Origin of the sequence: Nocardia sp. JCM 34519.1, from assembly GCF_020361265.1 — a bacterium.
Classification (GTDB): domain Bacteria; phylum Actinomycetota; class Actinomycetes; order Mycobacteriales; family Mycobacteriaceae; genus Nocardia; species Nocardia arthritidis_A.
Window position 1 is genome coordinate 237,262 of the sequence record NZ_JAIRBR010000007.1, and the last position, 26,390, is coordinate 263,651.

At 67.5% G+C, this 26,390-nt stretch carries 24 protein-coding genes; 14 read left to right on the plus strand and 10 right to left on the minus strand.

The window, feature by feature from the left end:
• Window positions 1–68 precede the first annotated feature (68 nt).
• On the plus strand, window positions 69–905 hold the full coding sequence (locus LGY53_RS19910; protein WP_225728185.1) for a response regulator transcription factor: 837 nt from the start codon (window positions 69–71) through the stop codon (window positions 903–905).
• 68 nt (window positions 906–973) lie between these two features.
• Here the strand turns inward: LGY53_RS19910 and LGY53_RS19915 are convergent, their stop codons facing one another.
• Both LGY53_RS19915 and LGY53_RS19920 read right to left on the minus strand, forming a co-directional pair.
• Window positions 974–1,630 (minus strand): maleylpyruvate isomerase N-terminal domain-containing protein, encoded by a 657-nt coding sequence (locus LGY53_RS19915; protein WP_225728186.1) that lies wholly within the window; start codon window positions 1,628–1,630, stop codon window positions 974–976.
• A gap of 9 nt (window positions 1,631–1,639) precedes the next feature.
• Window positions 1,640–2,881: an MFS transporter gene (locus tag LGY53_RS19920; protein ID WP_225728187.1), complete on the minus strand. Its 1,242-nt coding sequence runs from the start codon at window positions 2,879–2,881 to the stop codon at window positions 1,640–1,642.
• A gap of 77 nt (window positions 2,882–2,958) precedes the next feature.
• Here LGY53_RS19920 and LGY53_RS19925 point away from each other — a divergent pair, with 77 nt between their 5' ends.
• On the plus strand, window positions 2,959–3,369 hold the full coding sequence (locus LGY53_RS19925) for a VOC family protein (RefSeq protein WP_225728188.1): 411 nt from the start codon (window positions 2,959–2,961) through the stop codon (window positions 3,367–3,369).
• Between the two features lie 76 nt (window positions 3,370–3,445).
• The gene (locus LGY53_RS19930; protein ID WP_225728189.1) at window positions 3,446–5,815 is read left to right on the plus strand and encodes an excinuclease ABC subunit UvrA; all 2,370 of its coding nucleotides are present in this window, start codon (window positions 3,446–3,448) and stop codon (window positions 5,813–5,815) included.
• 4 nt (window positions 5,816–5,819) lie between these two features.
• Here LGY53_RS19930 and LGY53_RS19935 read toward each other — a convergent pair whose 3' ends face one another.
• A complete protein-coding gene (locus LGY53_RS19935) occupies window positions 5,820–6,842 on the minus strand; it encodes an NADP-dependent oxidoreductase (RefSeq protein WP_225728190.1) in 1,023 nt (340 codons plus the stop codon).
• Window positions 6,843–6,908: 66 nt separating this feature from the next.
• On the opposite strand from LGY53_RS19935, the gene LGY53_RS19940 reads away from it, so the two are divergent.
• On the plus strand, window positions 6,909–7,052 hold the full coding sequence (locus LGY53_RS19940; protein WP_225728191.1) for a hypothetical protein: 144 nt from the start codon (window positions 6,909–6,911) through the stop codon (window positions 7,050–7,052).
• A gap of 61 nt (window positions 7,053–7,113) precedes the next feature.
• On the opposite strand, the gene LGY53_RS19945 is transcribed toward LGY53_RS19940, so the two are convergent.
• A complete protein-coding gene (locus LGY53_RS19945) occupies window positions 7,114–7,551 on the minus strand; it encodes a hypothetical protein (RefSeq protein WP_225728192.1) in 438 nt (145 codons plus the stop codon).
• A gap of 506 nt (window positions 7,552–8,057) precedes the next feature.
• On the opposite strand from LGY53_RS19945, the gene LGY53_RS19950 reads away from it, so the two are divergent.
• From LGY53_RS19950 to LGY53_RS19965, 4 genes are all read left to right on the plus strand, one after another.
• The gene (locus LGY53_RS19950; protein WP_225728193.1) at window positions 8,058–9,479 is read left to right on the plus strand and encodes a M14 family zinc carboxypeptidase; all 1,422 of its coding nucleotides are present in this window, start codon (window positions 8,058–8,060) and stop codon (window positions 9,477–9,479) included.
• Window positions 9,480–9,829: 350 nt separating this feature from the next.
• Complete coding sequence (locus LGY53_RS19955; protein ID WP_225728194.1) at window positions 9,830–10,549, plus strand: tRNA-dependent cyclodipeptide synthase; 720 nt, start codon at window positions 9,830–9,832, stop codon at window positions 10,547–10,549.
• Entirely contained in the window at window positions 10,546–11,736 is a 1,191-nt protein-coding gene (locus tag LGY53_RS19960; RefSeq protein WP_225728195.1) for a cytochrome P450, read from the plus strand. The genes LGY53_RS19955 and LGY53_RS19960 overlap by 4 nt, the downstream gene beginning before the upstream one ends.
• Window positions 11,737–11,910: 174 nt before the next feature.
• Complete coding sequence (locus LGY53_RS19965) at window positions 11,911–13,371, plus strand: MDR family MFS transporter (protein WP_225728196.1); 1,461 nt, start codon at window positions 11,911–11,913, stop codon at window positions 13,369–13,371.
• A 5-nt stretch (window positions 13,372–13,376) separates the two neighbouring features.
• Here LGY53_RS19965 and LGY53_RS19970 read toward each other — a convergent pair whose 3' ends face one another.
• From LGY53_RS19970 to LGY53_RS19980, 3 genes are read right to left on the minus strand one after another with little or no spacing between them, the layout of a single operon-like run.
• Complete coding sequence (locus LGY53_RS19970; RefSeq protein WP_225728197.1) at window positions 13,377–14,681, minus strand: MFS transporter; 1,305 nt, start codon at window positions 14,679–14,681, stop codon at window positions 13,377–13,379.
• Window positions 14,678–16,084, minus strand: coding sequence for a serine hydrolase (locus LGY53_RS19975; RefSeq protein WP_225728198.1), 1,407 nt, complete (start codon window positions 16,082–16,084; stop codon window positions 14,678–14,680). Before LGY53_RS19975 ends, LGY53_RS19970 begins: the two co-directional genes overlap by 4 nt.
• A 36-nt stretch (window positions 16,085–16,120) precedes the next feature.
• Window positions 16,121–17,053, minus strand: a complete 933-nt coding sequence (locus LGY53_RS19980; protein WP_225728199.1) for a serine hydrolase — start codon at window positions 17,051–17,053, stop codon at window positions 16,121–16,123.
• Between the two features lie 191 nt (window positions 17,054–17,244).
• On the opposite strand from LGY53_RS19980, the gene LGY53_RS19985 reads away from it, so the two are divergent.
• From LGY53_RS19985 to LGY53_RS20000, 4 genes are all read left to right on the plus strand, one after another.
• The gene (locus tag LGY53_RS19985; protein WP_225728200.1) at window positions 17,245–18,432 is read left to right on the plus strand and encodes a M20/M25/M40 family metallo-hydrolase; all 1,188 of its coding nucleotides are present in this window, start codon (window positions 17,245–17,247) and stop codon (window positions 18,430–18,432) included.
• Window positions 18,429–19,328 (plus strand): GNAT family N-acetyltransferase, encoded by a 900-nt coding sequence (locus tag LGY53_RS19990; protein ID WP_225728201.1) that lies wholly within the window; start codon window positions 18,429–18,431, stop codon window positions 19,326–19,328. The genes LGY53_RS19985 and LGY53_RS19990 overlap by 4 nt, the downstream gene beginning before the upstream one ends.
• On the plus strand, window positions 19,325–20,428 hold the full coding sequence (menC, locus tag LGY53_RS19995) for an o-succinylbenzoate synthase (RefSeq protein WP_225728202.1): 1,104 nt from the start codon (window positions 19,325–19,327) through the stop codon (window positions 20,426–20,428). The genes LGY53_RS19990 and menC overlap by 4 nt, the downstream gene beginning before the upstream one ends.
• Window positions 20,429–20,495: 67 nt before the next feature.
• Window positions 20,496–22,139 carry a CdaR family transcriptional regulator gene (locus LGY53_RS20000; protein ID WP_225728203.1) on the plus strand — a complete coding sequence of 548 codons (1,644 nt, stop codon included), beginning with the start codon at window positions 20,496–20,498 and terminating at the stop codon, window positions 22,137–22,139.
• Window positions 22,140–22,304: 165 nt separating this feature from the next.
• On the opposite strand, the gene LGY53_RS20005 is transcribed toward LGY53_RS20000, so the two are convergent.
• Entirely contained in the window at window positions 22,305–22,964 is a 660-nt protein-coding gene (locus LGY53_RS20005) for a DUF4360 domain-containing protein (protein ID WP_225728204.1), read from the minus strand.
• Window positions 22,965–23,352: 388 nt separating this feature from the next.
• Window positions 23,353–23,997: a TetR/AcrR family transcriptional regulator C-terminal domain-containing protein gene (locus tag LGY53_RS20010; protein ID WP_225728205.1), complete on the minus strand. Its 645-nt coding sequence runs from the start codon at window positions 23,995–23,997 to the stop codon at window positions 23,353–23,355.
• 78 nt (window positions 23,998–24,075) lie between these two features.
• Between LGY53_RS20010 and LGY53_RS20015 the strand changes: the two genes are divergently transcribed.
• Both LGY53_RS20015 and LGY53_RS20020 read left to right on the plus strand, forming a co-directional pair.
• A complete protein-coding gene (locus LGY53_RS20015) occupies window positions 24,076–24,699 on the plus strand; it encodes a methyltransferase domain-containing protein (RefSeq protein WP_225728206.1) in 624 nt (207 codons plus the stop codon).
• Between the two features lie 56 nt (window positions 24,700–24,755).
• Window positions 24,756–25,160 carry a VOC family protein gene (locus LGY53_RS20020; RefSeq protein WP_225728207.1) on the plus strand — a complete coding sequence of 135 codons (405 nt, stop codon included), beginning with the start codon at window positions 24,756–24,758 and terminating at the stop codon, window positions 25,158–25,160.
• Here LGY53_RS20020 and LGY53_RS20025 read toward each other — a convergent pair.
• A complete protein-coding gene (locus LGY53_RS20025; protein WP_225728208.1) occupies window positions 25,144–26,349 on the minus strand; it encodes a cytochrome P450 in 1,206 nt (401 codons plus the stop codon). The two genes, LGY53_RS20020 and LGY53_RS20025, sit on opposite strands and share 17 nt — an antisense overlap.
• Window positions 26,350–26,390: the final 41 nt, after the last annotated feature.

The window sequence follows — 26,390 nt, forward strand, 5'->3', positions numbered from 1 at the left end:
TCGGGGGAGTCCGGATGCTGCCGCGGGCCGATGGACCCGCGGGCACGCGTGATCTACGGTCGGTAGACATGGCCACGACTACCTCGAAACGCCGCCTCCTCCGGGTGGTTTCGTCGCTCGTGCTCGGGATCACCGCGGCGACGCTGTCGGTCGGTTCGGCGCTCGCCGAGAGCCAACCGCCCGCCGACGTGCTGCCGCGCGGTGCCGAACCCGTGCGACCCCAGTCGGAACCCGTGGCCGCACCGCGAAGTTCGACGATCTCCGTGCTACTCGCCAATGAGCACACCGTCTTTCGTTCCGGCCTGCGCGCGGTGCTCGGCGCCCAGCCGGATCTGCGTTGCGTCGCGGAGGTCGGCGACGGCGCGGCCGCCATCGCCGAGATGCGGCGGCTGAATCCTGATGTCGCCATCCTCGACCTCGATATGCCCGGACTTGCCGATTCCGCCGCCATCGAGTCGGTCGCCGCGCTCGGCGGCGGCACCCGCATCCTCACCATCGCGGATCGCGCTACCGACGAAAATCTATATCGCGCACTACGTCTCGGTACGAGCGGATTCCTCACCAAGGCGCTGCCGTCGCGGGATCTGGTCGCCGCCGTCCGCACCGCGGCCCGCGGTGACGCACTGATCGATCCGCGCCTGACCCGTCGCCTGATCACCCGGCTCACCGACGGCATCGAACCGTTCCCGGCCGCACCGGAACTCGAAACCCTCACCGCCCGTGAACATCAGGTGTTGCTGCTGATCGCGAAGGCATACACCAATCCCGAGATCGCCCGCGCGCTCGGCGTCGGTGAACAGACGGTGAAGACGCATGTCTCCAATGTGCTGGCCAAACTGGGCGTCCGCGACCGGGTGCACGCCGCCGTCTACGCGCACACCCACCGGGTTGTGCTGCGGTTGTAGTCATGCTCGTGCTCATCCGAAGTGGATGAAGGTCTGCGCGCACGCTCCACAGGCGATCGTGGCTCGCCTCACCCGAGAATGATCGGCAGTTTCGCACCGAGCGAACCGAGTTCGATCAGCTCCGCCTCGGTTGGCGCTCGGCGCCCGGTGCCGATCAGCAGCGCGTCCTTATCCGGGAACGTAGCCGGAAATCGTGCTTCCGCAATCTGTTCCAGCATCTTGCGGGACCGGGCGAGTCCGGCCGCGGGCGGTTCGGGTGCGCCGGGGAGGTTGGCGATCAGGTCGAGGTGGTGCAGGGTCCACTCCATGACGTACGCGGACAGATAGTCGCCGACGGTGAGCACCTCGCCGCGGGTGCCGACCCGCAGGTCCGGGTCGGCGAGTTCGGCGGCGCGTCCCGCGGCCGAGCCGACATCGTCGAGATGGAATTTCAGCAGGCCCGGTTGCTGGTACGCGGCGGCCAGCCGGACGGTGAGCGCGTCGAGCGGATCGGTGCCGTCGGGCGGGGTGGCGCCGACCTCCCAGTAGGTCACGGCGTCGCGGGTGGGTTCCCCGGTCGCGGGCGTGACGAGGGTGATCAGCACGTCCTGAGCGTCGATAACCAAGTGGCACACCAGATCTCGCACGAGCCAACCGGTGCAGCCGGACGGCTGCGCGAACGCGTCGTCCGGTAGTTCGGCGACCGCCGCGCGCAACGCGCTCCAACAGAGTGAGAAGACAGGCACGGCGGCAAACTACGCTCGATCCGGCCGCGGGGCCACGGATATAGTCCGCCGCAGGCCGGGCGTCGCCGTGCCGATGGCGGCGACAGCGGCCAGGCACAGCAGTCCGCCGCTCACCAATGCCGTTGTTCCCGAAGCGAATCCGGCGACGAGTCCGGCCCGCATATTGCCCACGTCCGGCCCGGCCTGACCGACGATCTGCTCGGCGGCGGCGACCCGCCCGAGCGGCGCGTCCGGGGTGTGCAACTGCACGATCGTGCCGCGCGACACCACCGCGACGGTATCGGCGGCGCCCGCGAGCGCCAGGAGGCCGAGCCCGAGCCAGGCGTTCGGCGATATACCGAACAATGCCAGCGCCGCACCCCAAACCGCTGAGCCGCAAAGCATTACGAGCCCGGGCCGGGGCAGCCGGGTGAAGGCGCCGGACAGAATCGAGGCGATGGTCCCGCCGACCGCGATGGCGGAAAGGAACAGCCCGAGGGTGCGCGGGTTGTTCCCGAACCGTTCGGCATTGATCAGCGGGAACAGGCTGATCGGCATGGAGAGCACGGTGGTCGCGAGGTCGGTGAGCAGCGCGCCGCGCACGATCGGGCTGCCGACCAGGAAGGTGAGGCCGTCCAGCACCCCGCCCAGGCCCGGCCGCGACGGCTCGCCTTCCGGCGGCATCGGCGGTAATCCGAACGCGCCGTAGAACGCCAGTCCGAAGGTGAGCGCATCGATGAGGTAGCACCCGCCGAGGCCGATCCAGCCGAGCAGCACCCCACCCAATGCCGGTCCCGCGAGCATCGCGCCCTGCATGGAGATCCGGTTCAATGCCAAACCGGCGGCGACCTCCGATCTGGGCAGCAGGCGCGCGACGAAGGTGCGCGCCGCCGGCCCGCTGCCCGCGACGAAGGTCGACTGCGCCGCGACCAACAGCAGCACCCCGAGCACCGGGAGTTGCCCGAAGATGCCCTGCGCCGCCAGCGCCAGCGAACACACCGCCTGACCCGTGACGGTGATCAGATAGAACACCCTTCGGTCGGTCCGGTCCACGATTGATCCGGCGAACAGCCCGAATACGATGATCGGCGCCGCGAGCGCGATGCCGAGCGCACCGGTCCACACGGTGCTGTGCGTGCTCTGCCAGATCTGGTACAGCACCGCGACGAAGGTCATCTGACTGCCGAACCCGGACAGGGTGCGCCCCACCCACAGCCGCCGGAACGGCGGCGACCGCAGCGGTGCCGGATCGACGAGCGCACTCACCGCCATGTGACGCGCGCAGCAGGTTCCACACCGATCAGGAATCGAGAAGCGCGCGGCCGCGCGCCGCACATAGCGTGATCGCCATGGATATCACCATTCACAACACTTTCCTTCCGCACGACGATCCGGACGCCACGCTGGCGTTCTACCGCGACATCCTCGGTTTCGAGGTGCGTAACGACGTCGGCTACAACGGTATGCGCTGGATCACCGTCGGACCGGTCGGCCAGCCCGGCACCTCGATCGTGCTGTATCCACCGGAGGCGAATCCCGGCATCACCGATGAGGAGCGCCGGGTGATCGCGGAGATGATGGCGAAGGGCACCTTCGGGCACATCATCCTGTCCGCCAAGGATTTGGACGATGTGTTCGAGCAGGTGCAGGCCCGCGGCGCCGAGGTGGTGCAGGAGCCGACCGAGCAGCCGTACGGGGTCCGCGACTGCGCGTTCCGCGACCCGTCGGGCAACCTGGTCCGCATCAATCACCAGCGCTGACCCGCACCTACCTGGCCGCGCCGCCCGAGGCTGGTTGAATCTCGGTGAACGCGGTCGAGCAATGGATGGAGACATCATGAGCACTGCCAAGTCCGGTAAGCGAGCCGCCGACAGCCACGAGCTGATCCGCGTGCACGGCGCGCGCGTGAACAATCTGAAGGACGTCAGCATCGAGATCCCGAAGCGGCGGCTGACGGTATTCACCGGTGTCTCCGGCTCGGGCAAGAGTTCGCTGGTGTTCGGCACCATCGCCGCGGAATCGCAGCGGCTGATCAACGAGACCTACAGCGCCTTCATCCAGGGGTTCATGCAAACGCTGGCCCGGCCCGACGTGGACGTGCTGGAGGGGCTCACCACCGCGATCATCGTCGACCAGGAGCGGATGGGCGCCGACCCGCGCTCCACCGTCGGCACCGCGACCGACGCCAATGCCATGCTGCGAATCCTGTTCAGCCGCTTGGGAAAACCGCATATCGGCTCGCCGCAGGCATATTCGTTCAACGTCGCATCGATCAGCGGCGCGGGTGCGGTCACGGTCGAACGCGGCGGGCAGACCATCAAGGAGCGGCGCAGCTTCAGCATCACCGGCGGCATGTGCCCGCGCTGCGAGGGCCGGGGCTCGGTCACCGATATCGATCTGGCCCAGCTCTTCGACGACGCGAAATCGCTCAACGACGGTGCGGTCACCATCCCCGGCTACGGCGCGGACAGCTGGAATATGCGGCTGTACAAGGAATCCGGCTTCGTCGACCCGGACAAGCCGATCCGCAAGTACACCAAGCAACAGCGCAACGATTTCCTGTACAAAGAGCCGGTCCGGATGAAGATCGCCGGGATCAACATGACCTACGAGGGCCTGATCCCGCGGATCCAGAAGTCGATGCTGTCCAAGGATCGGGAGGGGATGCAACCGCATATCCGGGCGTTCGTCGACCGGGCCGTCACCTTCATGACCTGTCCGGACTGCGATGGCACCCGGCTGAGTGCGGCGGCCAGGTCCTCGAAGATCAAGGGCGTCAGCATCGCCGACGCGTGCGCGATGCAGATCAGCGATCTGGCCGAGTGGGTGGGCGGACTGGACGAGCCTTCGGTCAAGCCGCTGCTCGACGCGTTGCGGCACACCATGGATTCGTTCGTCGAGATCGGGTTGGGCTACCTCTCGCTGGACCGGCCTGCGGGCACCCTGTCGGGCGGTGAGGCCCAGCGGGTCAAGATGATTCGGCATCTCGGCTCCGCGCTCACCGATGTCACCTATGTCTTCGACGAACCGACCATCGGCCTGCACCCGCACGATATCCAGCGGATGAACGAGCTGCTGCTGCGGTTGCGGGACAAGGGAAATACGGTGCTCGTCGTCGAACACAAACCGGAGATGATCGAAATCGCGGACCACGTGGTCGATCTCGGGCCGGGCGCGGGCGCGGCGGGCGGCACGGTCTGCTTCGAGGGCACGGTGGCGAAGCTGCGGGCCAGCGGCACCATTACCGGCCGCCACTTCGACGATCGGGCGGCGCTCAAGGCGAAGGTACGAAAGCCCAAGGGCAAGTTGGCGATTCGCGGTGCGAAAACCAACAACCTGCGGAATGTGAACGTCGATATCCCGCTCGGGGTGCTGGTGGTCGTCACCGGTGTCGCGGGCTCGGGTAAGAGTTCGCTGGTGCACGGGTCGATTCCGGCGGGCGAAGGCGTGATTGCGGTGGATCAGGGCGCGATCCGCGGTTCGCGGCGCAGTAATCCGGCGACGTACACCGGACTGCTCGAACCGATCCGCAAGGCCTTCGCGAAGGCCAACGACGTGAAACCCGCACTGTTCAGCGCCAATTCGGAGGGTGCGTGCCCGAACTGCAACGGCGCGGGCGTCGTATACACCGACCTGGCGATGATGGCGGGTGTCGCGGTCACCTGTGAGGTGTGCGAGGGCAAGCGTTTTCAGCAGGCGGTACTCGAATACCACTTGGGTGGGCGCGATATCAGCGAGGTGCTCGCGATGCCGGTGGACGAGGCGAAGGAAGTCTTCGGCACCGGCGAGGCGCGAATACCGGCCGCCCAAGCCATTCTCGACCGGCTCGCCGATGTCGGACTCGGCTATCTCACCCTCGGCCAACCGCTCACCACGCTGTCCGGCGGTGAGCGGCAGCGACTGAAACTGGCCACCCACATGGGTGACAAAGGCGGCGTCTACGTGCTCGACGAGCCGACCACCGGACTGCACCTCGCCGATGTCGAACAGCTGCTCGGCCTGCTGGACCGGCTCGTCGACGCGGGTAAATCGGTGATCGTCATCGAACACCACCAGGCGGTGATGGCCCACGCCGACTGGATCATCGATCTCGGTCCCGGCGCCGGTCACGACGGCGGCCGAATCGTCTTCGAGGGCACCCCGGCCGAACTCGTCGCCACCCGCTCCACCGTCACCGGCGAACATCTGGCGGCCTACGTCGGCTGAGCCGTCAGCATGCGGCGACCTCGACGAGCTGCTTGCCGAGGTTGCCGCCCTCGAAGACCGCGCGCAGCGCACTCGGCGCGGATTCCAATCCGCCGCTTACGGTTTCGGCTACCGTCAGCTTGTCCTGCCGGTACCACTCGAGCAGCGCCGCGAACGCCTCCGGGAAGCGGTCGACGTAGTCGAGGAAGATGAAACCCTCCATGCGGGCCCGGTCGATGGCGAGCCGCATGTAGTTGCGCGGGCCCTGATCGGGGTCGGTGCCCTGATAGCCGGTCGCGATGGCGCCGCACAGGACGACGCGGGCGTGGCGCGCCAGATGTGCCAGGCCGTATTCGAGGATGCGGCCGCCGACGCCGTCCCAGAAGACGTCTACGCCGTCGGGGGCCAGCTCGCGCAGGCGGGCGTCGATATCGTCGGCGCGGTAATCGATGGCGGCGTCGAATCCGGCCCGCTCGGTGAGCCAGGCGCATTTCACCGGACCACCCGCGATCCCGATCACCTTGCAGCCCAAGGTTTTCGCGATCTGACCCGCCAACGAGCCGGTGGCGCCCGCCGCGGCCGACACCAGCACGGTCTGTCCCGGTTCCGGCTTGCCGACCTCGAGCATGCCGAAGTACGCGGTGAGTCCCGGCGGCCCGAACAGGCTCAGCATCAGCTTCGGCGGCACGTCGTCGGGGACGACGTTCAATCCGAAGAGCCCACCCTCGGAGGCGACGAGATAGTCTTGCCAGCCGACCATCCCGGCGACCCAACTGCCCTCCGGATACGCGGGGTTGTCCGAGCGCACGACCTGTCCGACGCCGCTGCCGCGCATCACCGTGTCGAGCGGCATCGCCTCGATATAGTTGTCGGCGTCGTTGAGCCAGCCGCGCTGTGTCGGGTCGATGCCGAGCCAGTGCACCCGGATCAGCGCCTCGCCGGGACCCGGATCGGGTACGGGGGAGCGGCGCAGTTCGAAATCCTCATCCCGCAACACGCCTTCGGGCCTGCGTCGCAGAATCCATTGCCGATTGACCTTTTCCGTCACCGGGCGATGTTAGGCGGGCGTCGCGGGTTGGTACGAATGATTTTGCCGCTCGCGTATGGTGGCACCGTGATCGATAGCCCGTGGGAGCCGCCGCTGGCGGGCACCGAGGCGGAGCATCTGGTCGGTGCGCCGGGCCGTTTGCGTATGACATTCCGTTGGAAGACAGCCGATTTGGATGCGGCCGGGCTGCGGGTGCGTATCGGAGCCTGACCCTCGGCGGGTTGCTGAAGCATCTCGCGCGCGCCGAGGCTCAGTGCCTCGGGCCGGTAGCTCAGTGCGCTCCGGGATTCGTACTTCCGGAGTTGCCCGCGAGGCAGGCGGGGGAGGTCGCATCGGAGACATCGACGGCCTGCGGGCCGATGACGAACGCCGAACCGCTCGCGCTGCCGCGGAAGTAGAGGTTGTGTGATCCGGGCGTGGCCGGGGTCCATGCGGCGGTGGCGTCCTTGCCGGGTTCGAGCGGTTGCTCGGAGCCGACCGTGGTGGCGGTGGTCAGGTTGGGGCCGTCCAGGAAGTAGTAGGACGTGGTGCCCGACTGGATTTTGATGCGCGGCACGGTGAGCGTGTACGTCTGGTTGACGCAGTGGACGGTGCCGGACACCGTGAGAAACGGCTCGTCGGCGGCGGCGATCGCGGCCGTCGCGACGGCCGGTGCGGCGACCAGCGCCAGCACTGCGGCGCGGAATGCGGGGCGGGCCAGCTGTTTCAAGTCGCACTCCTCGGCTCTGTGGTGGACCCGAACGGGTTGTCGCTCTGCGATATCGGTGCTGCCGGAGCGAACGTTACCCAATGCGGCCGTCCCGCATCGGCCGGATCGGCTTATGAGCAACTAATGGTCGCGCTACCGTCGGCGGCCGCTGGAAGCGCTATCGGGTCGACGAGGCGCAACTCGCCCGCGCAACTGTCCGCGGTCGGGGACGCATGGGATGCGGGGCTCCGGCGCATCAAGCGGATCGCCGGAGCCGTTCAGCGCACCGATGATCAACGGCCCTGATTCCGTTGGCGGTGCCTTTTCGTATGGGGAGCGGTTTCCCCGGTCCACGAGCGGGTGTGCGCGATGTCCCCGGAACTATCATGGGCGCACGAAGGCAATCCGCTTGCGCTGATTGAACTTTCATGTGTCGCGAAGGTCGGTCGGGCTCGCGGTGACAGGCCGTGCGGTTATCCACGGTATCGCTGAATCTGAAAGTGGCTCGGTAGACAAGGGAAAGTCCTATGAGCAGTCCCCGCAATATCATTGCATCTATTTCCGCGCTGGTCATCGGTGGTTTCACTACGCTCGCGCTGAATCCGGTATTGGCGCACGCCGCCGATAACACGCCCTACTACTGGGATGTGCCGGTCACGTCGCAGGCGCAGCGCGACATCATCGCCCACGCCGGTATCGAAATGGTTCCGGCGGGTCCGGACAAGGTGACCATCGCCGTCGACGAGGCGCACGCCCAGGCTCTGCGCGATCAGGGACTGGAGCCGACGAAAAAGGCTCCGGTATACAAAATTTCGCCGCAGGACCGGAAAGCCCCGGACGATACCTATTACGGCGGCTATCACACGGCACAGGATATGCTCGACCACGCCCGGAATGTGGCGACCAAATATCCGGGCATCGCAAAGGTGTACGACATCGGCAAAACCTGGCTGGCCGGGCAGGGCCAGGGCGGGCACGCCATGGACGTGATCTGCCTGACCGGCAGCGGTTCGTCGGACCAGGCGAAGGACAAGGCGAAAACGACTGCCGCGCCGGCGGGTTGCGCGCTGTCGCCCACGTCGAGCAAACCTCGCTTCCTGCTGACCGTGCAGATCCACGCCCGCGAGCTGGCGACGGGTGAGGTGGGCTGGAAGTGGATCGACTACCTCGCCGACGGCTACGGCACCGATGCCACCGCGACATCGATCCTGAACAACACCGAGGTCTGGGTGGTCCCGGTGACCAACCCGGACGGTGTCGACGTGGTGGCCAGCGGCGGGGACAGCCCGCTGATGCAGCGCAAGAATGCCGACAACAGTAATACGCCGCCGTCCTGCTCCGTCGTCGACGGATCCGGTCAGGGCCCCGGCGTGGATCTGAACCGCAATTTCACCGTCAATTGGGGCGGTGATTCGAATGACCCTTGTGCCGAGACCTATCAGGGTCCGCAGGGTGGCTCCGAACCGGAAACGCAGAATATTCAGCAGCTCTACGCGAGCCTGTTCCCCGATCAGCGTCCGGCCGGTGGCGGTGACGTCCCGGATACCGCGACCGGAATAATGATCGATCTGCATTCCTACGGGAATTACGGGATCATTCCGAACAATGCCACCCCGACGAATACCGCCCAGTTGCGCGCGTTGACCACCAAGGTCGTGCCGAGCGGATTCACCGTCGGCACCGATCTGGAGACCGTCGGATATTCGACGACGGGAACGACGACCGATCAGGCGTTCAGCGGACTGGGGCTCGCCTCGTTCACCATCGAAATCGGCCCGAACGACGCGTCGAACTGCGGTGGTTTCATGCCGCAGTATTCCTGCGTCACGGACACTTTCTGGCCGGAGCTGAAGCAGTCGTTCATCACCGCGGCGCAATCCGCGGCCGCGCCTTACAAGCAGACGGCCGCGCCCGATCAGCAGGTGGCGACTGACAAGCACGCCCACTGATCCTTGCCGCGGATAGCCGGCGGAGCATGAAATAACTTATCCACCAACAACATCCGACCCGGCCCGGTATCGGCGACCAACCCGTCACCGATACCGGGCCGGTGACATGTCGGCGCCACGGTGATGTAGCGCATACCGCGAGCACCAGCCATTGTTCGAAAGCACAAGAAGCGCAACGGATGTCGCCGCCGGTTCGGCGCGTCCGACGGTGGCCGCCAACGGTTTCGCGACGGGAAGATAAAGGGGCCCAACGGGATCGGCCGCCGCCGACGATGTCGCGAACCGTCCCGTCGGCGCCGCCGGCCGGCGAGATATCGAATCGGTAGCCTTCGACGAAAGGTGCACTGTTCGTGACATCACCCGCTCTCGCTGTTACGCCAAGCTTTCTCGTCCGCCCGTTCACACCGCACTGCGAGGTCATCTACCGCGATGCCGATCACGCCGTCATCGGGGTCTCGCCGGGCAACAGCTACTTCTCGACTCGGCGGCTGCGCGATCTCGCGCACTGGGGCCGCTCCCGTTTCGACCGGGTCGACTTCGTGTACACCGATATCCATGTCGCCGAAATGTTCGAGGCGTCAGGGTATTCCGCGCAGGAGGCGCGCCGTAAGGCGGTGAAGAACCTGCGCGGTGTTCGTGCGAAGATCACCGCGGCGGCCGCCGCCGTCGATCCGGATCGCACCCGGATCTTCGTCCGCCCGGTGTCGGAGCTGCGCTCGAACGCCGCCTACCGGGAACTCCATCGCGATATCACCGGCAGGCTGGCCGCCGACGCCGACTTTCGCGCGGTCTGCCACTCGCTGGTGGCCCGCTTCCTGGCGACGAAAACCGTTGCCGGACAAGCGACGCAGCGCCAGCTCGAGGTATGCCTGGATTACATCTGCGCCGAGGCGCCGCTATTCCTCGACACCCCGGCGATCCTCGGCGTGCCCTCCTCGCTGAACTGCTATCACCAGCTGCTGCCGATGGCCGATCTGCTCTACGCGCGCGGCGCCGGGCTGCGCGCATCGCGCAACCAGGGCCACGCCATCGTCACCCCCGACACCGGTTCCGAAGGAGCGTCCCGATGACCGTCACCGAAACCATGCTCGATTTCCCGTTCTCGGCGCGCGGCGATCGTGTCCCCGCGGAGGTCGCGGAACTGCGTGCGACGCAACCGATTCGGCGGGTGCGCACCATCGCGGGCGATCCGGCCTGGCTGGTGAGCTCCTACGAACTGTGCAGGCAGGTGCTGGAGGATCCCCGCTTCTCGCTGAAGGAGACCTCGGCGCCGGGCGTGCCGAGACAGTACGCGCTGACCATCCCACCGGAGGTGGTCAACAATATGGGCAACATCACCGGCGCCGGATTGCGCAAGGCCGTCATGAAGTCGCTCAATCCGAAAGCGCCAGGGCTGGAGGAATTCATGCGGGCGACGGCCGCGGCGCTGGTGGATCGCTTCCTCGCCGACGGCGCACCGGCCGACCTGCGCAACGATTACGCCGACCCGTACGCCGCCGCACTGCACTGCCACATCCTCGGCATCCCGCAGGACGACGCGCCGAAGCTGATGCGCAGCCTGCACATCGCGTTCATGAACTCCGCCGAACCCATCCCGGCCGCGAAACTCAACTGGGATCGTGACATCGCCTACATGCGCGAACGGCTCGACGATCCGGCGACCACCGGCCTGATGGCCGAATTGGCCGCGCTGCGTACCGATCCCGAGTACGCGCAGGTGCCCGAGGAACTGCTGGCCACCGTCGGCGTCACCCTCTTCGGCGCCGGGGTGATCTCCACCGGCGGATTCCTCACCATGGCGCTGTTCGCACTCCTGCGAAATCCGGACCTTTCGGCCCGGCTGGCCGCCGAACCCGCGCTCGTCCCCGCCGGGGTCGAGGAGTTGCTGCGCATCAACCTCTCGATCGGCGACGGTCTGCCGCGCCTGGCCACCGAGGACGTGCGACTCGGCGAAATCCTGGTCCGGCGAGGGGAATTGGTGCTGGTGCTGGTCGAGGGCGCGAACTTCGACCCGGCGGCCTTCCCGGATCCGGAGTCCATCGATCTCGCGCGCCCGAACGCGAGCGCCCACCTCTCGTTCGGCGGCGGCAGGCACTACTGCCCGGCGACCGCGCTCGGCCGCCGCCATGCCCAAATCGGCATCGAGGCGTTGCTCGCGCGCGTGCCGGCACCGCGGCTGGCCGTGCCGGTCGATCAGCTGGTCTGGCGCACTCGGTTCATGAAGCGGATACCCGAGCGGTTACCCGCCATGTGGTGAGTTCCGGGAATGGGCGGCGCGCGAAAACAGGTTGATATTGCGCGCCGCCGACAGGAAACTGTTCGGTCGCCGATGAATTGCGGGGCAACATCCCGTCTGTTCAGATGTGGCGCCGGAACACTTCGCGGCCCACAGGTGGTCCTGTCGTACGAAACGCTCCGGGAGGTTGTCCGAATGTCAGCAGAAGTATCCGCGCGCCCACCTGGGGCGCGGACCCCGACCGTGATCCGGCTGCTGGTGGCGGCGACCTTCGTGGTGATCCTGAACGAAACCATCATGATCAACGCGATTCCGCGCCTGATGTCCGATCTCGATGTCACCGAACGCTCGGCGCAGTGGGTGTCCACCGCGTTCATGCTCACCATGGCGGCGGTGATCCCGGTCACCGGATGGTTCCTGCAGCGGGTCACCACCCGGCGGGCCTACACGATCGCGATGGGCGTATTCCTGACGGGCACCGCGCTCGCCGCGGTCGCGCCGTCGTTCCCGGTCCTGTTGCTCGGACGGGTCGTGCAGGCGGGCGGCACCGCCGTGATGATGCCGCTGCTGATGACCACGCTGATGACGGTGGTTGCCGAGCACGACCGCGGCCGGGTCATGGGCAATGTCACCCTCGCCATGTCGGTCGCGCCCGCGATGGGACCGGTGATCTCCGGCCTGGTGTTGCAGGTCGCTTCGTGGCGTTGGCTTTTCGCGCTGGTGCTGCCGATCGCCGCCGCGGCCACCTGGTTCGGCCTGCGCAATCTCGACAATATCGGCGAACCGCAGGCCGGCGAGATCGACTGGTCCAGTGTGGCTTTCGCGGCGCTCGGCTTCGGCGGCCTGGTGTACGGGCTCAGCCGGTTCGGCGCGGGCAGCGCTATCGAACCCGCGCTGATCGTCGCGGCCGGACTGGCCCTCGTCGGCGTGTTCGTGGCCCGGCAGCTGCGGCTGCAGCGCACCGGCACGCCGCTGCTCGATCTGCGGACCCTGCTGTCCGGCACCTACGCCAAAGCGCTGGTGCTGATGGCGGTCGCGTTCCTGGCAATGATGGGCTCGATGATCCTGCTGCCGCTGTACCTGCAGAACCTGCGCGGCCTGAGCCCGCTGGCGACCGGTCTGCTGATGATGCCGGGCGGGCTGGCCATGGGTCTGCTCGGCCCGACCGTCGGACGGATCTACGACCGGTTCGGCGGACGGGTGCTGGTGATTCCCGGCGCCATCGGCGTCACGGTCGCACTGGCCGGATTCACCCAGGTCTCGCCGACCATCCCGTACGCGGTGCTGCTCGCGCTGCACATGCTGCTGATGGTGTCGCTGGCCGCCGCCTTCACCCCGGTGTTCACCCTGGGTCTCGGTGCGCTCCCGCAGCATCTGTACTCGCATGGCAGCTCGATACTGGCCACCCTGCAGCAGGTGGCGGCGGCCTTCGGTACCGCAATGGTGGTGACCGTGATGTCCGCCCGCAGCAACGCGCTGGCCGAGCGGGGCACCGATCCGGTCACCGCGCACCTCGACGGGATGCGCCTGGCCTTCGGGATCTCGGCCGCGCTGGCCTTGATCGTGATCGTCATGGCGGTGCTGCTGCCGAACCGGTCGACCGCCCCGGCGCACGACGATGCCGAAACGGCCGCACCGGAATTGGTGAAGGACTGAGCTGATCAGTCGGCTCGGGGGTCGCGTAGCAGGAGCGCCAGCAGGCTCGCCAGGATAGCCGCGCCGACGCAGACGGCATATACGGCGTGCATGCCGTCGACGAAGGCGCGATGCGCCGCCGCGGTCACCGCCGCGGCGGCGCGCGCGGCGGCGTCGGCCGGTATGCCGGTCTCGATGAGCCTGCCGAGCAGGGCATCCCGGGCGGCCGGTGCGAAGCCCAGTTCGATATCCGCGCGCAACGAGTGGTCGGCCATCAGCCGCTCGGTGAGCGCGGTGTCGCCGAGCGTGCCGCGCAGTGCGCCCGGTAGCACGAAACCGACGACCGAGCCGAGCAGCGTGCCGAATCCGGCGATACCGATCGTGCCGCCGATCTCCCCGACCGCCTCCTTCACCCCCGCCGCGGCGGCGGTGTGCGCGGCCGGGACCCCGCCGAGGATCGCCTCCATGGCGGAGACGGTGAGCAGCCCGTTGCCGAATCCGACCAGCGCCAGCGGCCAGCCGACGTCGACCGCTCCCGAGTCGACGGTCAGGCGCAGCAGGAACGCGAAGGCCACCGCGTAGCAGGCGGCGCCGAGCAGCAGTGTCGTCCGCGCGCCGAGCCGCTGGGTCAGCAGGCCGCCGATCGATGGGGACACGATGAGCACGACGGTCAGCGGCAGTAGCGCCACCGTCGCCGCGAATCCGCCTTTGCCCTGCACTCCCTGAAGGAAGAACATCAGGAAGAAGGTGACCGCGGACATGGCCGCGAGGGTGAGTGCGAACAACACAAGCCCGATGGTGAACGACCGGCTGCGGAACAGGCCGAGCGGAATCAGCGGATGTGGCGAAATCCTTTGCAGCACAACGAAGCCGATCAGCAGTAGCAGGCCGGTGGCGGCGAATCCGATGGTGCGCGCCGAGGCCCAACCCGCCTGCTGCGCATCGGTGAACGCCCACACCAGCGCGGTGATTCCGAGCGTCGCTGCGGCCGCGCCGGGCAGGTCGAGCGGTGGTGTTTCGCCCGGGGGCTGATCGGTCATGACCAACGCGCCGAGTACCACGCCCGCGATGCCGAACGGCACCCCGGCGAAGAATGCCCAGGACCAGCCCGCCTTTTCGACGAGCGCGCCGGCGAGCGGCGGTGCGACGGTGAGCACCAGCGCTACGGCGGGTCCGGCCCGCAGCCCGGCGGCGATGCCGGGATTGGCGACGCCGACCACGATGCCGTCGAGTTGGAACACCAAGGCTCCGACTACTACCGCGATGAGCGTGAGCCAGGCGCGGGCCGGAATCTGTTCGGCGCGTTGCGCTGTGCTCGATTGCGTTGTCATCGAACCTCGTCCGCAACGCGTTTCACCGCTCGACCACCGAAATATAGGTATCGGGCGCCGTCGGCGAGATCGAAAAACGTTACGGGCAGCCATTTTTCGTCACCAAGGAGGCGGGTGGCGAAGGTATCCTCCTCGACCGGTATCAGTGGCAACACCATCTGCTGGGTCGCGCCGAATTCCGACCGTGCACCGGTGAAGGTCATCCGTGCGACGAGTTCGGCTCCGTCGGCGGCGATTTCGAGCCGCACGCCGGCCTGCTCGTACACGCCCACGTAGCGAGCCGGATCGACCGACGGCGGATCCGACGGCGCGAACGGCTCCGGCAGCGCGACACCGGTCAGGTCGGCGATGATCTCGGCGGACAGCTCGGTGAAGGCCGACATGGTCGCGGCGCTGTTGGCGAGCATCGCCACGGCGAACCGGTGCTCCGGCAGTACCAGCAGCCGCGCGGTCTGGCCGATCGTGCCGCCGTCGTGGCCGATCACCAGATGTCCGCCCAGATCGGTGCGGGACCAGCCGAGCCCCCATGAGTCCTCCAGCTCGAAGGCGTACGGCACGGCCACCTGCTTGTCCTGCATCCGCTGGATCAGTTCGGGCGACAGCAGGCGCGTACCATCCGGGGCGAGACCATGATTCAGATGTAGTTCGGCGAAGGTGAGCACGTCGCGGGCGCGCGCGGTGATGGTTCCGGCGGGCCCGCAGCTGCGCGGCAGGTGCCAGCGTTCGGCGCGCCGCAGTGTGCCGTCGGGTCCCGGCTCGTGCCCGATGGCGGCGCGGTGCAGCAGCGCCTCCTCCGGCAGGGTGACCGTGTGCCGCAGGCCGAGCGGTTCGAACAGCAGCTCGCGCATGGCCGCGTCCCAGGTCGTCCCGGTGACGAGCTCGATGACGCGGCCCGCGAGGATGAATCCGGAGTTGCAGTACGACCAGCTGGCGTCGACCGGATGGATTCGCCCGACTCCGGCCAACTCGGTGACATAGCGCCGCAGGCAGTCGTCGCCGCGGCCGGTGTCGGTGAAGACATCGCCGTCGATGCCGCTGGTGTGGGTCAGCAAGTGGCGCATGGTGACCCGGTCGAGGATCGTCGAATCACCTTGGGCGAGTTCAGGGAAGAGATCTATCAACGGCACGTCGAGGTCGAGTTTTCCCTGGTCGACCAGGCGCATGACGGCCGTCGCGGTCCAGACCTTGGTGATGGAACCGATCTGGAACAGCGAGTCGGTGGTGGTGGGCACGCCGGTCGCGACGTTGAGCACGCCGTGCGCCACCTCGATCAGGTTGTCGCCGTGTGCGATCGCCAGTACGGCACCCGGAATCCGTTGGCGGATGGCGATTTCGGTGAGCCGCCGCTGCCAGTGCGCGGTATCCGGCGATGCGGTGGTGCCGGAGTGTGTCCGGTGTGTCACGATTGTCTCCTCTGATATCGGGTCGTGCGGTGGAGTTCAGTTGGCGGATTCCGCGTCGCGCAGCGCGTCCACGGCGATCCTCGCGGCGCTGCCGATCGCGGCATCGATCGCGGGCGCGCGCAGGTTCGCCTGCGCCGCGACGGTGAAAATGGCTACCGCGTAACGTTTTTCATCCGGGAAGGTGAGTACGCCCGCCTCGTTGCGAACGAACGGCAGGGTGCCGGTCTTGGCGCCGATAAGCACCTCGTCGCCGAAGCCGCTGGAGATCCGATGCGGCCAGATCTGCCGGTGCATGATGGCGCGCACCTCGGCACACGCCGTGGCGGGACCCGCGGTGTCCTGCCAGATCGCGGCGAGCAGCGCGGTGATCTCGCGTGGTGTGCTCGCGCTGGTGCGGGCCGGATCGCAGACCGAGAGCGCGCGCAGCTGCTCGGGATTCGCGGCGGCGAACAGGGCGTCGAGGTCGCCCGGGTCGATGTCCGGGAACTGTGACGACAGATCCTGCCGGACCGTGGCGAACAGATCTTCGCAACCGCCGATGAGCCGCGTGCGGTGCAGTCCGAGCTCGGCGAGCACCTCGCGCACCGCATCGATGCCGACCCGGCGCAGCAGCACATCGGTGGCGGCGTTGTCGCTCATTGTCAGCGCGAACGCCGCCAGGTCGCGCCAGCTCATCTCGACGTCGTCGCTGCAACCCGCGGTGCCGATGCCGCCGATCCGGTCGCGCGCGGTGACGGTGGTGCGCTCGGCCGGATCCAGCGCACCCGCGGCGACCTGGCGGGCATAGGCGAGCGCGACCGGAATCTTGAATACCGATGCCAGCACGACCGGTTCATCTGCCGCCCAACCGATTTCGGCCGGGCTGTCCAGGGCGCGCGCGTGCAGGTTGCCCTCGGCGCCGGCCGCGGCGAATACGTCGGCAATGCGCCGCTGCGCCTCGGCCGAGCCGGTACGGGTGGTGGCTGTCATGGTGGATCCTCCTCGGATGCCGGGCGGCGTCGAACACTGTGCGATGCCGCCATCGTGACGGCAGGAACCGATCGCGGCGTCGTCGAGAACGACGAATGGCGGGCGGACAATTCGTGCGTGGCGACGAAGTGGCCCGGTTTCGGTGCGACGAAGCTCGAATCCGGAATTCGGCAAGCGCGAGGAGGTATCAGATGACGTCCGTCGAAATGCGCGGCGACGCGTCCGCCGAGCCGGGGACGGTGCGGCGGTTCCGTGCCGAACTGCCCGCGCTGCTGGCCGATATCGAGCGGCTGGTGTGCTGCGAATCGCCGTCGACGGACCTGGCGGCGGTGGCCCGCGGGGCGGATGCGGTGGCGGCGATCGGCGGTGCGCTGCTTGGCGTCGCACCGGAACGGATCGTGCTGTCCGGTCGCACCCATCTGCGGTGGCGCTTCGGCGGCCCGGCCCGGGTGCTGGTGCTCGGTCACCACGACACGGTGTGGCCGGTGGGTTCGGTGCGCACCCATCCGTTCGCGGTGCGCGACGGAAAGCTTTACGGCCCTGGGTGTTTCGATATGAAGGCGGGTCTGGCGCTGGCGCTGCGCGCGGTGGCCGCACTGCCTGATCGGTCGGGGGTCACGATTCTGGTCACCGGTGACGAGGAACTGGGGGCACCGTCGTCGCGCGAATTGGTCGTCGATACGGCACGGGGCTGCGCGGCCGTTCTGGTGGCCGAGCCTGCCGCCGGAACCGCGCTGAAGATCGTCCGAAAAGGAGTGTCGCACTATCGGATTCGAGTGCGCGGCCGGGCCGCCCACGCCGGGCTGGAACCCGAGCGCGGGGTGAACGCCACCGACGAGCTGGCCCATCAGATCGGCATCGTCGCAGCCCTGGGTGACGCGGCGGTCGGCACCTCCGTGACACCGACGCTGATGTCGGCGGGCACCGCGGCGAATACGGTTCCCGCCGAGGCGTCGTGCGCGGTGGATGTACGGGCCGCGACGGTGGCCGAACAGGATCGGGTCGATGCCGCGATGCGCGGGCTGCGACCGCTGCTCGACGGCGCCGAACTGGAGGTGCTCGGCGGCCCGAACCGGCCGCCGTTGGCCGCCGAGTCGTCGCGCGAATTGTTCAGCCGCGCACAACGTCTCGGTGCCGCACTCGGTATCGGGCCGATCACCGGCGCGGCCGTCAGCGGCGGCTCCGACGGAAATCTCACCGCGGGCAGCGGCATACCGACCTTGGATGGGCTCGGGGCATGCGGCGATGGCGCGCATGCCGATCACGAACATGTGCTGATCGATGAATTGCCGGGCCGCGCCGCACTTTTCCATGTACTGCTGGAGGAATTGCTCGGCGTGCGCGAGAGCACATCGATCCAGAAAGGTAGGACAACATGAGAGCCGAATCGCTCGCCGCGGCGGTGTTATCGGACGCGACCGGCGCCGCCGAGCGAGCCGCCGCCCGCGCCGGTGTCGTGGTCCGTTCGCTGACCGAGATGGCGGATCTGGTCGAGGCGTGCCGGTTGTGCGAGACGATGTGGGGGTTCGCGCCGGAGGACCGGCCGCTGGCGCCGAATCTGTTGCGCGCGTTGTCGAAATCGGACGGGTATGTGGCGGGCGCCTTCGATGGCGCCGAAATGGTCGGCGTCGGCGTCGGATTCCACGCCGCGCCCCCGCGGCTGCTGCTGCACAGCCACATCACCGGTGTGGTGGACCGGATGCGCGGGCGCGGTGTGGGTTTCGCCTTGAAGACGCATCAGCGCGCCTGGGCGCTGCGCAACGGCGTCGAGACCATCGGCTGGACCTTCGATCCGCTGGTGCGCCGCAATGCCTACTTCAACATCGTCAAACTCGGTGCGATCCCGGTGGAATACCTGCCCGACTTCTACGGACCGATGTCCGACGCCGTCAATGCGGGCGATGCCACCGACCGGCTGCTGGTCCGGTGGCGGCTGCGCGCACCCGAGGTGGCGGCGGCCTGCGACGGACGGCCGACCGGGATCGGGGCGGCGTCGGCCGCCACCGCGGCCCGGGATAACTATCCGGCTCCGAAACCGGTTGTGGCGCTCGGTATTTCCGCCGACGGTGGACCTGTCACCGGATCGGTCGACGGCCGCACCGTACTGGTCGCGGTGCCGCCGGACATCACCGGATTGCGCGCGGCGGATCCGGCCGTGGCCAGGAGCTGGCGCGCCGCGGTACGCGCGGTCATGACCGAACTGCTGAACGACGGCGCGCGCATCACCGGATTCGACCGCGACGGCGGCTATCTACTGACCAAGGAGAACGGATGAAACTCACCGGGGTGGAATTGCGGCGCATCCAAATGCCGCTGAAATCGCCCTTTCGCACCTCGTTCGGCACCCAGTTCGCGCGAGAACTGCTACTGCTGCGCGTGGTCACCGCGGATGCGGAGGGCTGGGGTGAATGCGTCGCGATGGCCGAGCCGGTCTACTCGCCGGAATACCTCGACGGTTGCGCGGATGTGTTGCGCCGCTTCCTGATTCCCGCGCTGGCGGCCGGTGGGCCGCGCACCGCGACGGCGGTCGCCCCCGCGCTGGCGGCCTTCCACGGACATGCGATGGCCAAGGCCGCCCTGGAGATGGCGGTGCTCGACGCCGAGCTGACCGCGCTCGGCGTGCCGCTCGCCAGGGAGCTCGGTGCGACGAAAGATCGGGTGCCGTGCGGGGTTTCGGTCGGGATCATGGATTCGATCGAACAGTTGCTCGACGCGGTGTCCGGATATCTGGCGCAGGGATATCTGCGCATCAAGCTCAAGATCGAACCCGGGTGGGATGTCGAGCCGGTCCGGGCGGTGCGGGAACGGTTCGGCGATATCGCTTTACAGGTCGACGCGAACACCGCGTACACGCTCGCCGACGCCGACCGGCTGGCCCGGCTCGACCCGTTCGACCTGTTGCTCATCGAACAACCGCTCGCGGAGGACGACCTGCTCGGCCACGTCGAACTGGCTCGGCGCGTGCGCACACCGATCTGCCTGGACGAGTCGATCACCTCGGCCCGCACCGCCGCCGCGGCCATCACGCTAGGCGCCTGCCGGATCGTCAATATCAAACCGGGCCGGGTCGGCGGCTACCTCGAGTCCAGGCGCATCCACGACCTGTGTGTGGCGCACGGGGTTCCGGTGTGGTGCGGCGGGATGCTGGAGACGGGTCTCGGGCGTGCCGCGAATGTGGCGCTCGCCGCACTTCCCGGATGTGTGCTGCCCGGCGATACCTCGGCATCGGATCGCTACTACGACACCGATATAACCCCGCCGTTCGTACTGGACGACGGGCATCTTCCGGTACCGGACGGACCCGGGATCGGCGTGCGGCCGGATCTCGGCCTGCTCCAGGCGGTCACGGCCGCGACGGAATGGATTCCGATGTGACCCACCGGTCGCCCGCTACCGTGGTCGGATGACCGGCCTACCCTTTCCGGAAGGATCCGACAGACCCTTGACAAGGCCGCACCCGGTGCGGGGTGGCCGCATCTCGACGAACCTGGTTCGCATCCTCGACGATCTCGGCGCCACCATGCTCCGGCTCGTCTGCGGTGATGCCGAAGGCGCGAGAGAGATAAGCGGTGTCGTGATCCACGACCCGCTGGACGCGCCGGTGCTGCCCGCGGGTGCGCTGGTTCTCGGCATCGGTGTGCACGGGCCGGGGCAGATCGGGCGACTCCTCGACGATCTCGGCGGCCTGGACGCGGCGGTATTGGTGGTCCGCGCGCCGGTGCCCGCCGACCGGACGTTGATCGAGACCGCCCGGCGCACCGGCGTCGTGCTGCTCGAACTGACCAGGGGTGCGTCCTGGACGCAGCTGGCCACCTGGCTGCGCACACTGCTCGCCGCCGACCGGACCGGCGACCCCGAACCGGAGACATTGGGCGGCATACCGTCCGGCGATCTGTTCGCGCTGGCGAACGCGATCGCCGCGCTGCTGGACGCGCCGGTGACCATCGAGGACCGCGACAGCCGGGTACTGGCCTTCTCCGGCGGCCAGGACGCGGCGGACCGATCGCGGACCGAAACCATTCTGGGACGCCAGGTTCCGGAGCTCTATTCCGAAACCCTCGAAGCGAAAGGCATTTTCCGCGAGCTGTACCGCAGCGAGTCCCCGGTGCGGATCGAACCGCTGCCCGGGCTCGACGGGTTCATCATGCCGCGCATCGCGCAGACGGTGCGCGCGGGCGATGAGGTGCTCGGAACCATCTGGGCGGCAACCGATGCGCCGCTGACGCCGGAACGCATCCACGCGTTCGAGGAGGTCGGGAAGCTGGCCGCGGTACACCTGCTGCGGCAGCGGGCCGGCTCCGATGTCGCGCGGCGGATGCGCGCCGATCTGCTGAGCCGCGCGGTCGACGGCGGCCCGCACGCCGCCGACGCACTGCGCAAACTCGGTGTGGCCGATCGGCCGGTCACCGTGCTGGCGATGGTCCAGGATCGGGGCCGGGTCGATGGCATCGATACCGCTGCCAGACGGGCCAGCGAGCACGAGCGCCTCGCCGACGCCTTCGCCATGCACCTGAATGCCGTATATCCAACGGTGGCAACGGCTTTGCTCGGCGAGACCGGCTACGCGATCGTGCCGGTGCTCGGCGCGGACCGCGCCGCGGAGGCCGCGCGGGATTTCGTGACCCGCGTCGGCGACCGCGCGCCCGTGCTCATCGGCATCGGCACCGTCGCCGCCGACGTCGCCGACCTGCGGCGTTCCCGCGACGATGCGGATCGCGCACTGCGCGTGCTGCGTTCGGGTACGGTTTCGCGGCGGGTCGCCGATATCAGCGATGTGCAGACCGAGGCGTTGCTGCTGGAATTGCACGATCTGATGGCGCTGCGCCGCGACCGCTTGTCCGGACCGATCGCTCATTTGCGGGATTATGATGCGGCCCAAGGGAGTTGCCTGCTGGCCACGCTACGGGCCTGGCTGGATGCCTTCGGCGACGTGAACGCCGCGGCCGCCGCGGTATATATCCACCCGAATACTTTCCGGTACCGACTGCGGCGCATCGGCGAGGTCGGTGGAATAGATCTGAGCGACCCCGACGCCCGCTTCGGGGCACTGCTGCAACTGAAACTCATGGCTTTGGGCGACGGGTGAATCGTCGAGCGTGTTCCGGCGCGGCCGTCGAATTGCCTGCGACGGTGCCGCCGGGAATTTCGGGGTACTTCCCGGCGGCACCGTCATTTAAACGCAACGGATTTACTCGGCGCACCTATGAGGTACCGGCGAAATAGGTGATACCGAGTTCATCCGATTGCGCGGTCAGCACTGCTTCCAAGCGAAGTGGTAAGTGGTGGTGATGCTTCCGTCCGTGGAATCCATGGTGATGAAGCTCGTGGTCTTGGTCGGGTCCGAGGAGCCCGCGTTCGCCCGCAGTTCGGTATTGATATTGAAGTTTCGATTTTCGCCGCACGGCATGAATACCACCGAGCCGACCGGAGTCGAATCCGTCGTCTGCCAATCGTCGTCGTAGAGGCCGTTGAACGGGTGGTCGATGTACTGGGTCGGCGAATTGCCCTGGAAGTAATACCGTGCCCGTTCGAGCGCGGTCGCGCCGGCTTCGAGGTGCGCGAAGCCGCGGTAGTCGGCCTGGGCGATGCCGTAGGTGAATCCCTGTGGCACGTGCACGAGCAGGTTGAGCTGGCAGTTCCGCCGGAAATCGGTCGGGCCCGCGCCGACGCCGACCTGCGCGGTGTATTGACTGTATGTCACCGTGAAGGCCGTATTGTCCGGGGAAACCGCCACGGCCGCGGTTCCCGGCGGGCAACCGGTGCCGTTGACGGTGACCACGTCGATGACGATTTTGTCCGGCGGCGGCGGGGTGTTCCACCCGGGTACGGGATCCGCGGAACTCTGCGAGCTGGATATCGGAATGGCGAACGCGAATATCGCTGCGCCGACGGCGGCGAACTTCTTGAACATGGATTTCTCGCGATATCTCTTGATGGAAAGGGAAATCCGGAGACCCGGACGACATTCGGGGTCCCCGCGGTGCGCTCGGTGTCGGGTCCCGATCCCCGGTTGATTTTCCGAGCGTCGCGAGAATCGTAGCACCACGACCAATCGGTCTATTATCCCCAGTTGTGTTCTGTACCAAGGGGAAACGTATATTCCATGACAAATCGGCTTGTCCGGCAGTCGAAGTCGAGCCGTACGCCGCCGAATCTGTTGCTTTCCCCAGAAATTAGGCGATTCTTTACTCGGTGACCGGTGCGCGGATGGTCCGGCCGGATCGTACGATCATGGGCTGATCACCGCGCGCCGCACCGGAGTTCTCGTGCCGTATGGAAGTGACTGTGCGCCTAGGGGATCATTCGACGGTTCGGGTCTCGCGGCCGGCCCGGAGCTGTATGCCCGCGAGGATGAACCCGAGTCCCTCGGCGTATCCGTCCGCACCGGAATTCCGTTGCAGCGCATCGGCGATGAGCGGGAAGCGGGGTACGAGGATGCCCGGATCCTGTGCGGCCGCCGAATCCGGCCCGGCCTGCTCCTCGATGGTGTAGCCGAGCGTGAAGGTGAAGACCGTGTGCGCGGCCCACCGCGCCGATTCCAGGCCGAGCCCGCCATCGGTCAGGGTGCGCAACGTGAGCTCGGTGAGCTGGGCCAAGACCTGCGCCCGGCCCGGCCCGGCACCCGCCACGATCCGGGCCCCGTCGCGACGGGAAAGCAGAGCCCGATGGAACCGGTTCGCGGTCTCGCGCAACCAATCCTGCCAGTCGGCCGGGTCGTCGGGCCCCCGCAGACCCGCCAGTCCGTCCGACACGATCGTCTGCGCCAGCTCGTCGAGCAGATCCTGCTTACCGGCGAAATGCCGGTAAAGAGCGGGCACTTGGACGCCCAGTCCGGCGGCCAGGCGGCGCAGTGTGACGCCTTCGATGCCATCGGCGTCCAGCAACTCCATGGCCACGGCCACCGCGCGCGCCGCAGTCAGGCGTTCTCGTTTCGGTCGGCTCACGCGCCTGATCCTCGCACACGCCTTTCCTCGTGTTATTAACACCGTTACTATCGGTGTTACCCAATGAAGGGGGCTTCGATGAGCCAACAGGAACTTTCGTACGCCGAGGGCTGGGAGGCCGTTTATGGTCGGGGTCGCACCGCATTCGACGTCGACGAGCCATTGCCGTGGGTCGTCGCACTCGCCGACGCGGGCCGGATTCACGGCCGAGTGCTCGATGCCGGATGCGGCGGCGGGCACAATGCGCTCTTTCTCGCTCGGCGCGGCCACGCGGTGGTCGGCGTCGACGTCGCGCCGACCGCTGTCGCCCGGGCCCGGAGCAAGGCCGAAAAGCTAGGCGTGCCTGCGGAATTCATGGTCGGCGAGCTCGTGAACCCGACGGGCCTACCGGACGACTTCGGCACGGCGATCGATATCGGCTGCTTCCACAGTCTGTATCCCGAAGACCGCTCCCGCTATGCGGCGGTGCTGCACGGTGCCTGTCGTCCGGGAGCGCTGCTGCATCTGCGCTGCTTCAGCGATCGCAACCAACCGGGTTTCGCCGGTCCGGGGACCAAGGGTATTTCCGGCGCGGAGTTGGAGGAGGCGTTCGGGAGTGGCTGGGATGTCGAGGATTTGACCGCAGGCGAGGACGACGTTTTCGTGCCGGAGCGACGCACGGTTCAGTTCTGGTACGCGACCATGGTCCGTCGACCATCGTGAAATGCTTTGCCCCTCAGGATGTGTGGAAGTAGCCATGCGCGCGTAGGGTCGCACGCATGGCTTGCCGGATCACCGAACTCGTCATCGACTGCGCCGACCCGCAACGGTTGGGAGAATTCTGGTGCGAGGTTCTCGGTTACGTCGAACTCGGTTGGGAGGGCGACGATCTGGAGATCGGCCCGCCCGGAGTCGGCTTCGGCGGGCCGCAGCCGACGCTGGTGTTGAGCCGCAGCACCGAGCCGAGACGCGGGAAGCTGCCGCTGCACCTGGACGTCAGCCCCACCGATCGTGATCAGGACGCGGAATTGGCGCGGCTGTTCGCCGCGGGTGCGCGCGAGGTCGATATCGGCCAGACGGGCGCCGAAACATGGCATGTGCTCGCCGATCCGGAGGGTAACGAATTCTGTCTGCTCCGGCGGCGGGTCGACGCGGTGGATAACCGAATCACACCGTCCAGGTGACCGGCAGGCTCCGCACCCCGTAGACATCCGCGGATTCCGGTCGCAGGCTTACCTTTTCGGCGGGCACGTCGAGGCGCAGCGTGGGGAAGCGGTCGAGCAGCGCGGGGAACGCGACCCGCATCTCGACGCGGGCGAGCTGCTGGCCGAGGCATTGGTGAATACCGTGACCGAAGGCCAGATGCCCAGTGGCCTGCCTGCCGAGGTCGAGCACGTCGGGTTCGGCGAAGCGCTCGGGATCGCGATTGGCGGTGTTCATCGACAGGATGACCACCTGCCCGGCCTCGATGGTCGTGCCGCCCAACTCGACGTCCTCCAGCGCCGTGCGCTGAAATGTCTTGGCGACGCTCAGATACCGCAGCAGTTCCTCGACGGCCCGGTCGGTGAGCGCCGGCTCGGCGCGCAGCGCGTCGAGCTGCGCCGGGTTGCGCAGCAGCGCGAAAGTGCCGAGCGCCAACATATTCGCGGTGGTGTCCAGCCCGGCCGCGAGCAGAACCAGGGCAATTCCCTGCAACTCCTCGTCGGTGAGGTCGCTGTCGGTGAGGTCGCTGAGTACATCGTCGGTCGGGTTCGCGCGTTTGGTGGCCACCAGCTCGGCGAGGTAACGCTGGACCGCGGTGTAAGCCACGAGCATATCCTCGTCGCTCGTCTCCCCGCCCATGAATGTGTAGACCTGATCCTGGAAGCGATCGCGATCCCGGTACGGCACGCCCAGTAGCTCACAGATCATGACGGCGGGTATGGGTTTGGCGAACGCGGTCACCAGATCCGTTGGCGGCCCGGCCTTTTCCATGGCGTCCAGATGGTCCGCGGTGATCTGCTCGACGCGCTCGCCGAGCATTCGCATCCGCCGTACGGTGAACTTGCCCACCAACGGTTTTCGATAGCGCCCGTGCCTCGGCTCATCCATCAGGAGGAATTCGCCGGGCGGCGCGGGCGGAATCTCGATACCCGAGTAGTCGACGGTCGGGTGCAGCATGAGCTCCTTGCGCGAGCTGAACCGCGAGTCGGCCATCACCGCTCGCACCAGGTCGTATCCGGTGACCAGCCAGCCCGGTCTGCCGCCGGGAAAGGTGTAACGGCTGATGGGACCGTGCTTGCGGGCGTCGATCAATTCCGCGGGCGGGTCGAAGGGGTGGCCGGGCCGACGTTGCGTCGGCATGGTCGTGACGGTGTGGAGGGGTTCACTCATGGCGATTCCTCTTGCGGCAGTACATATTCGGCACTTCGGTG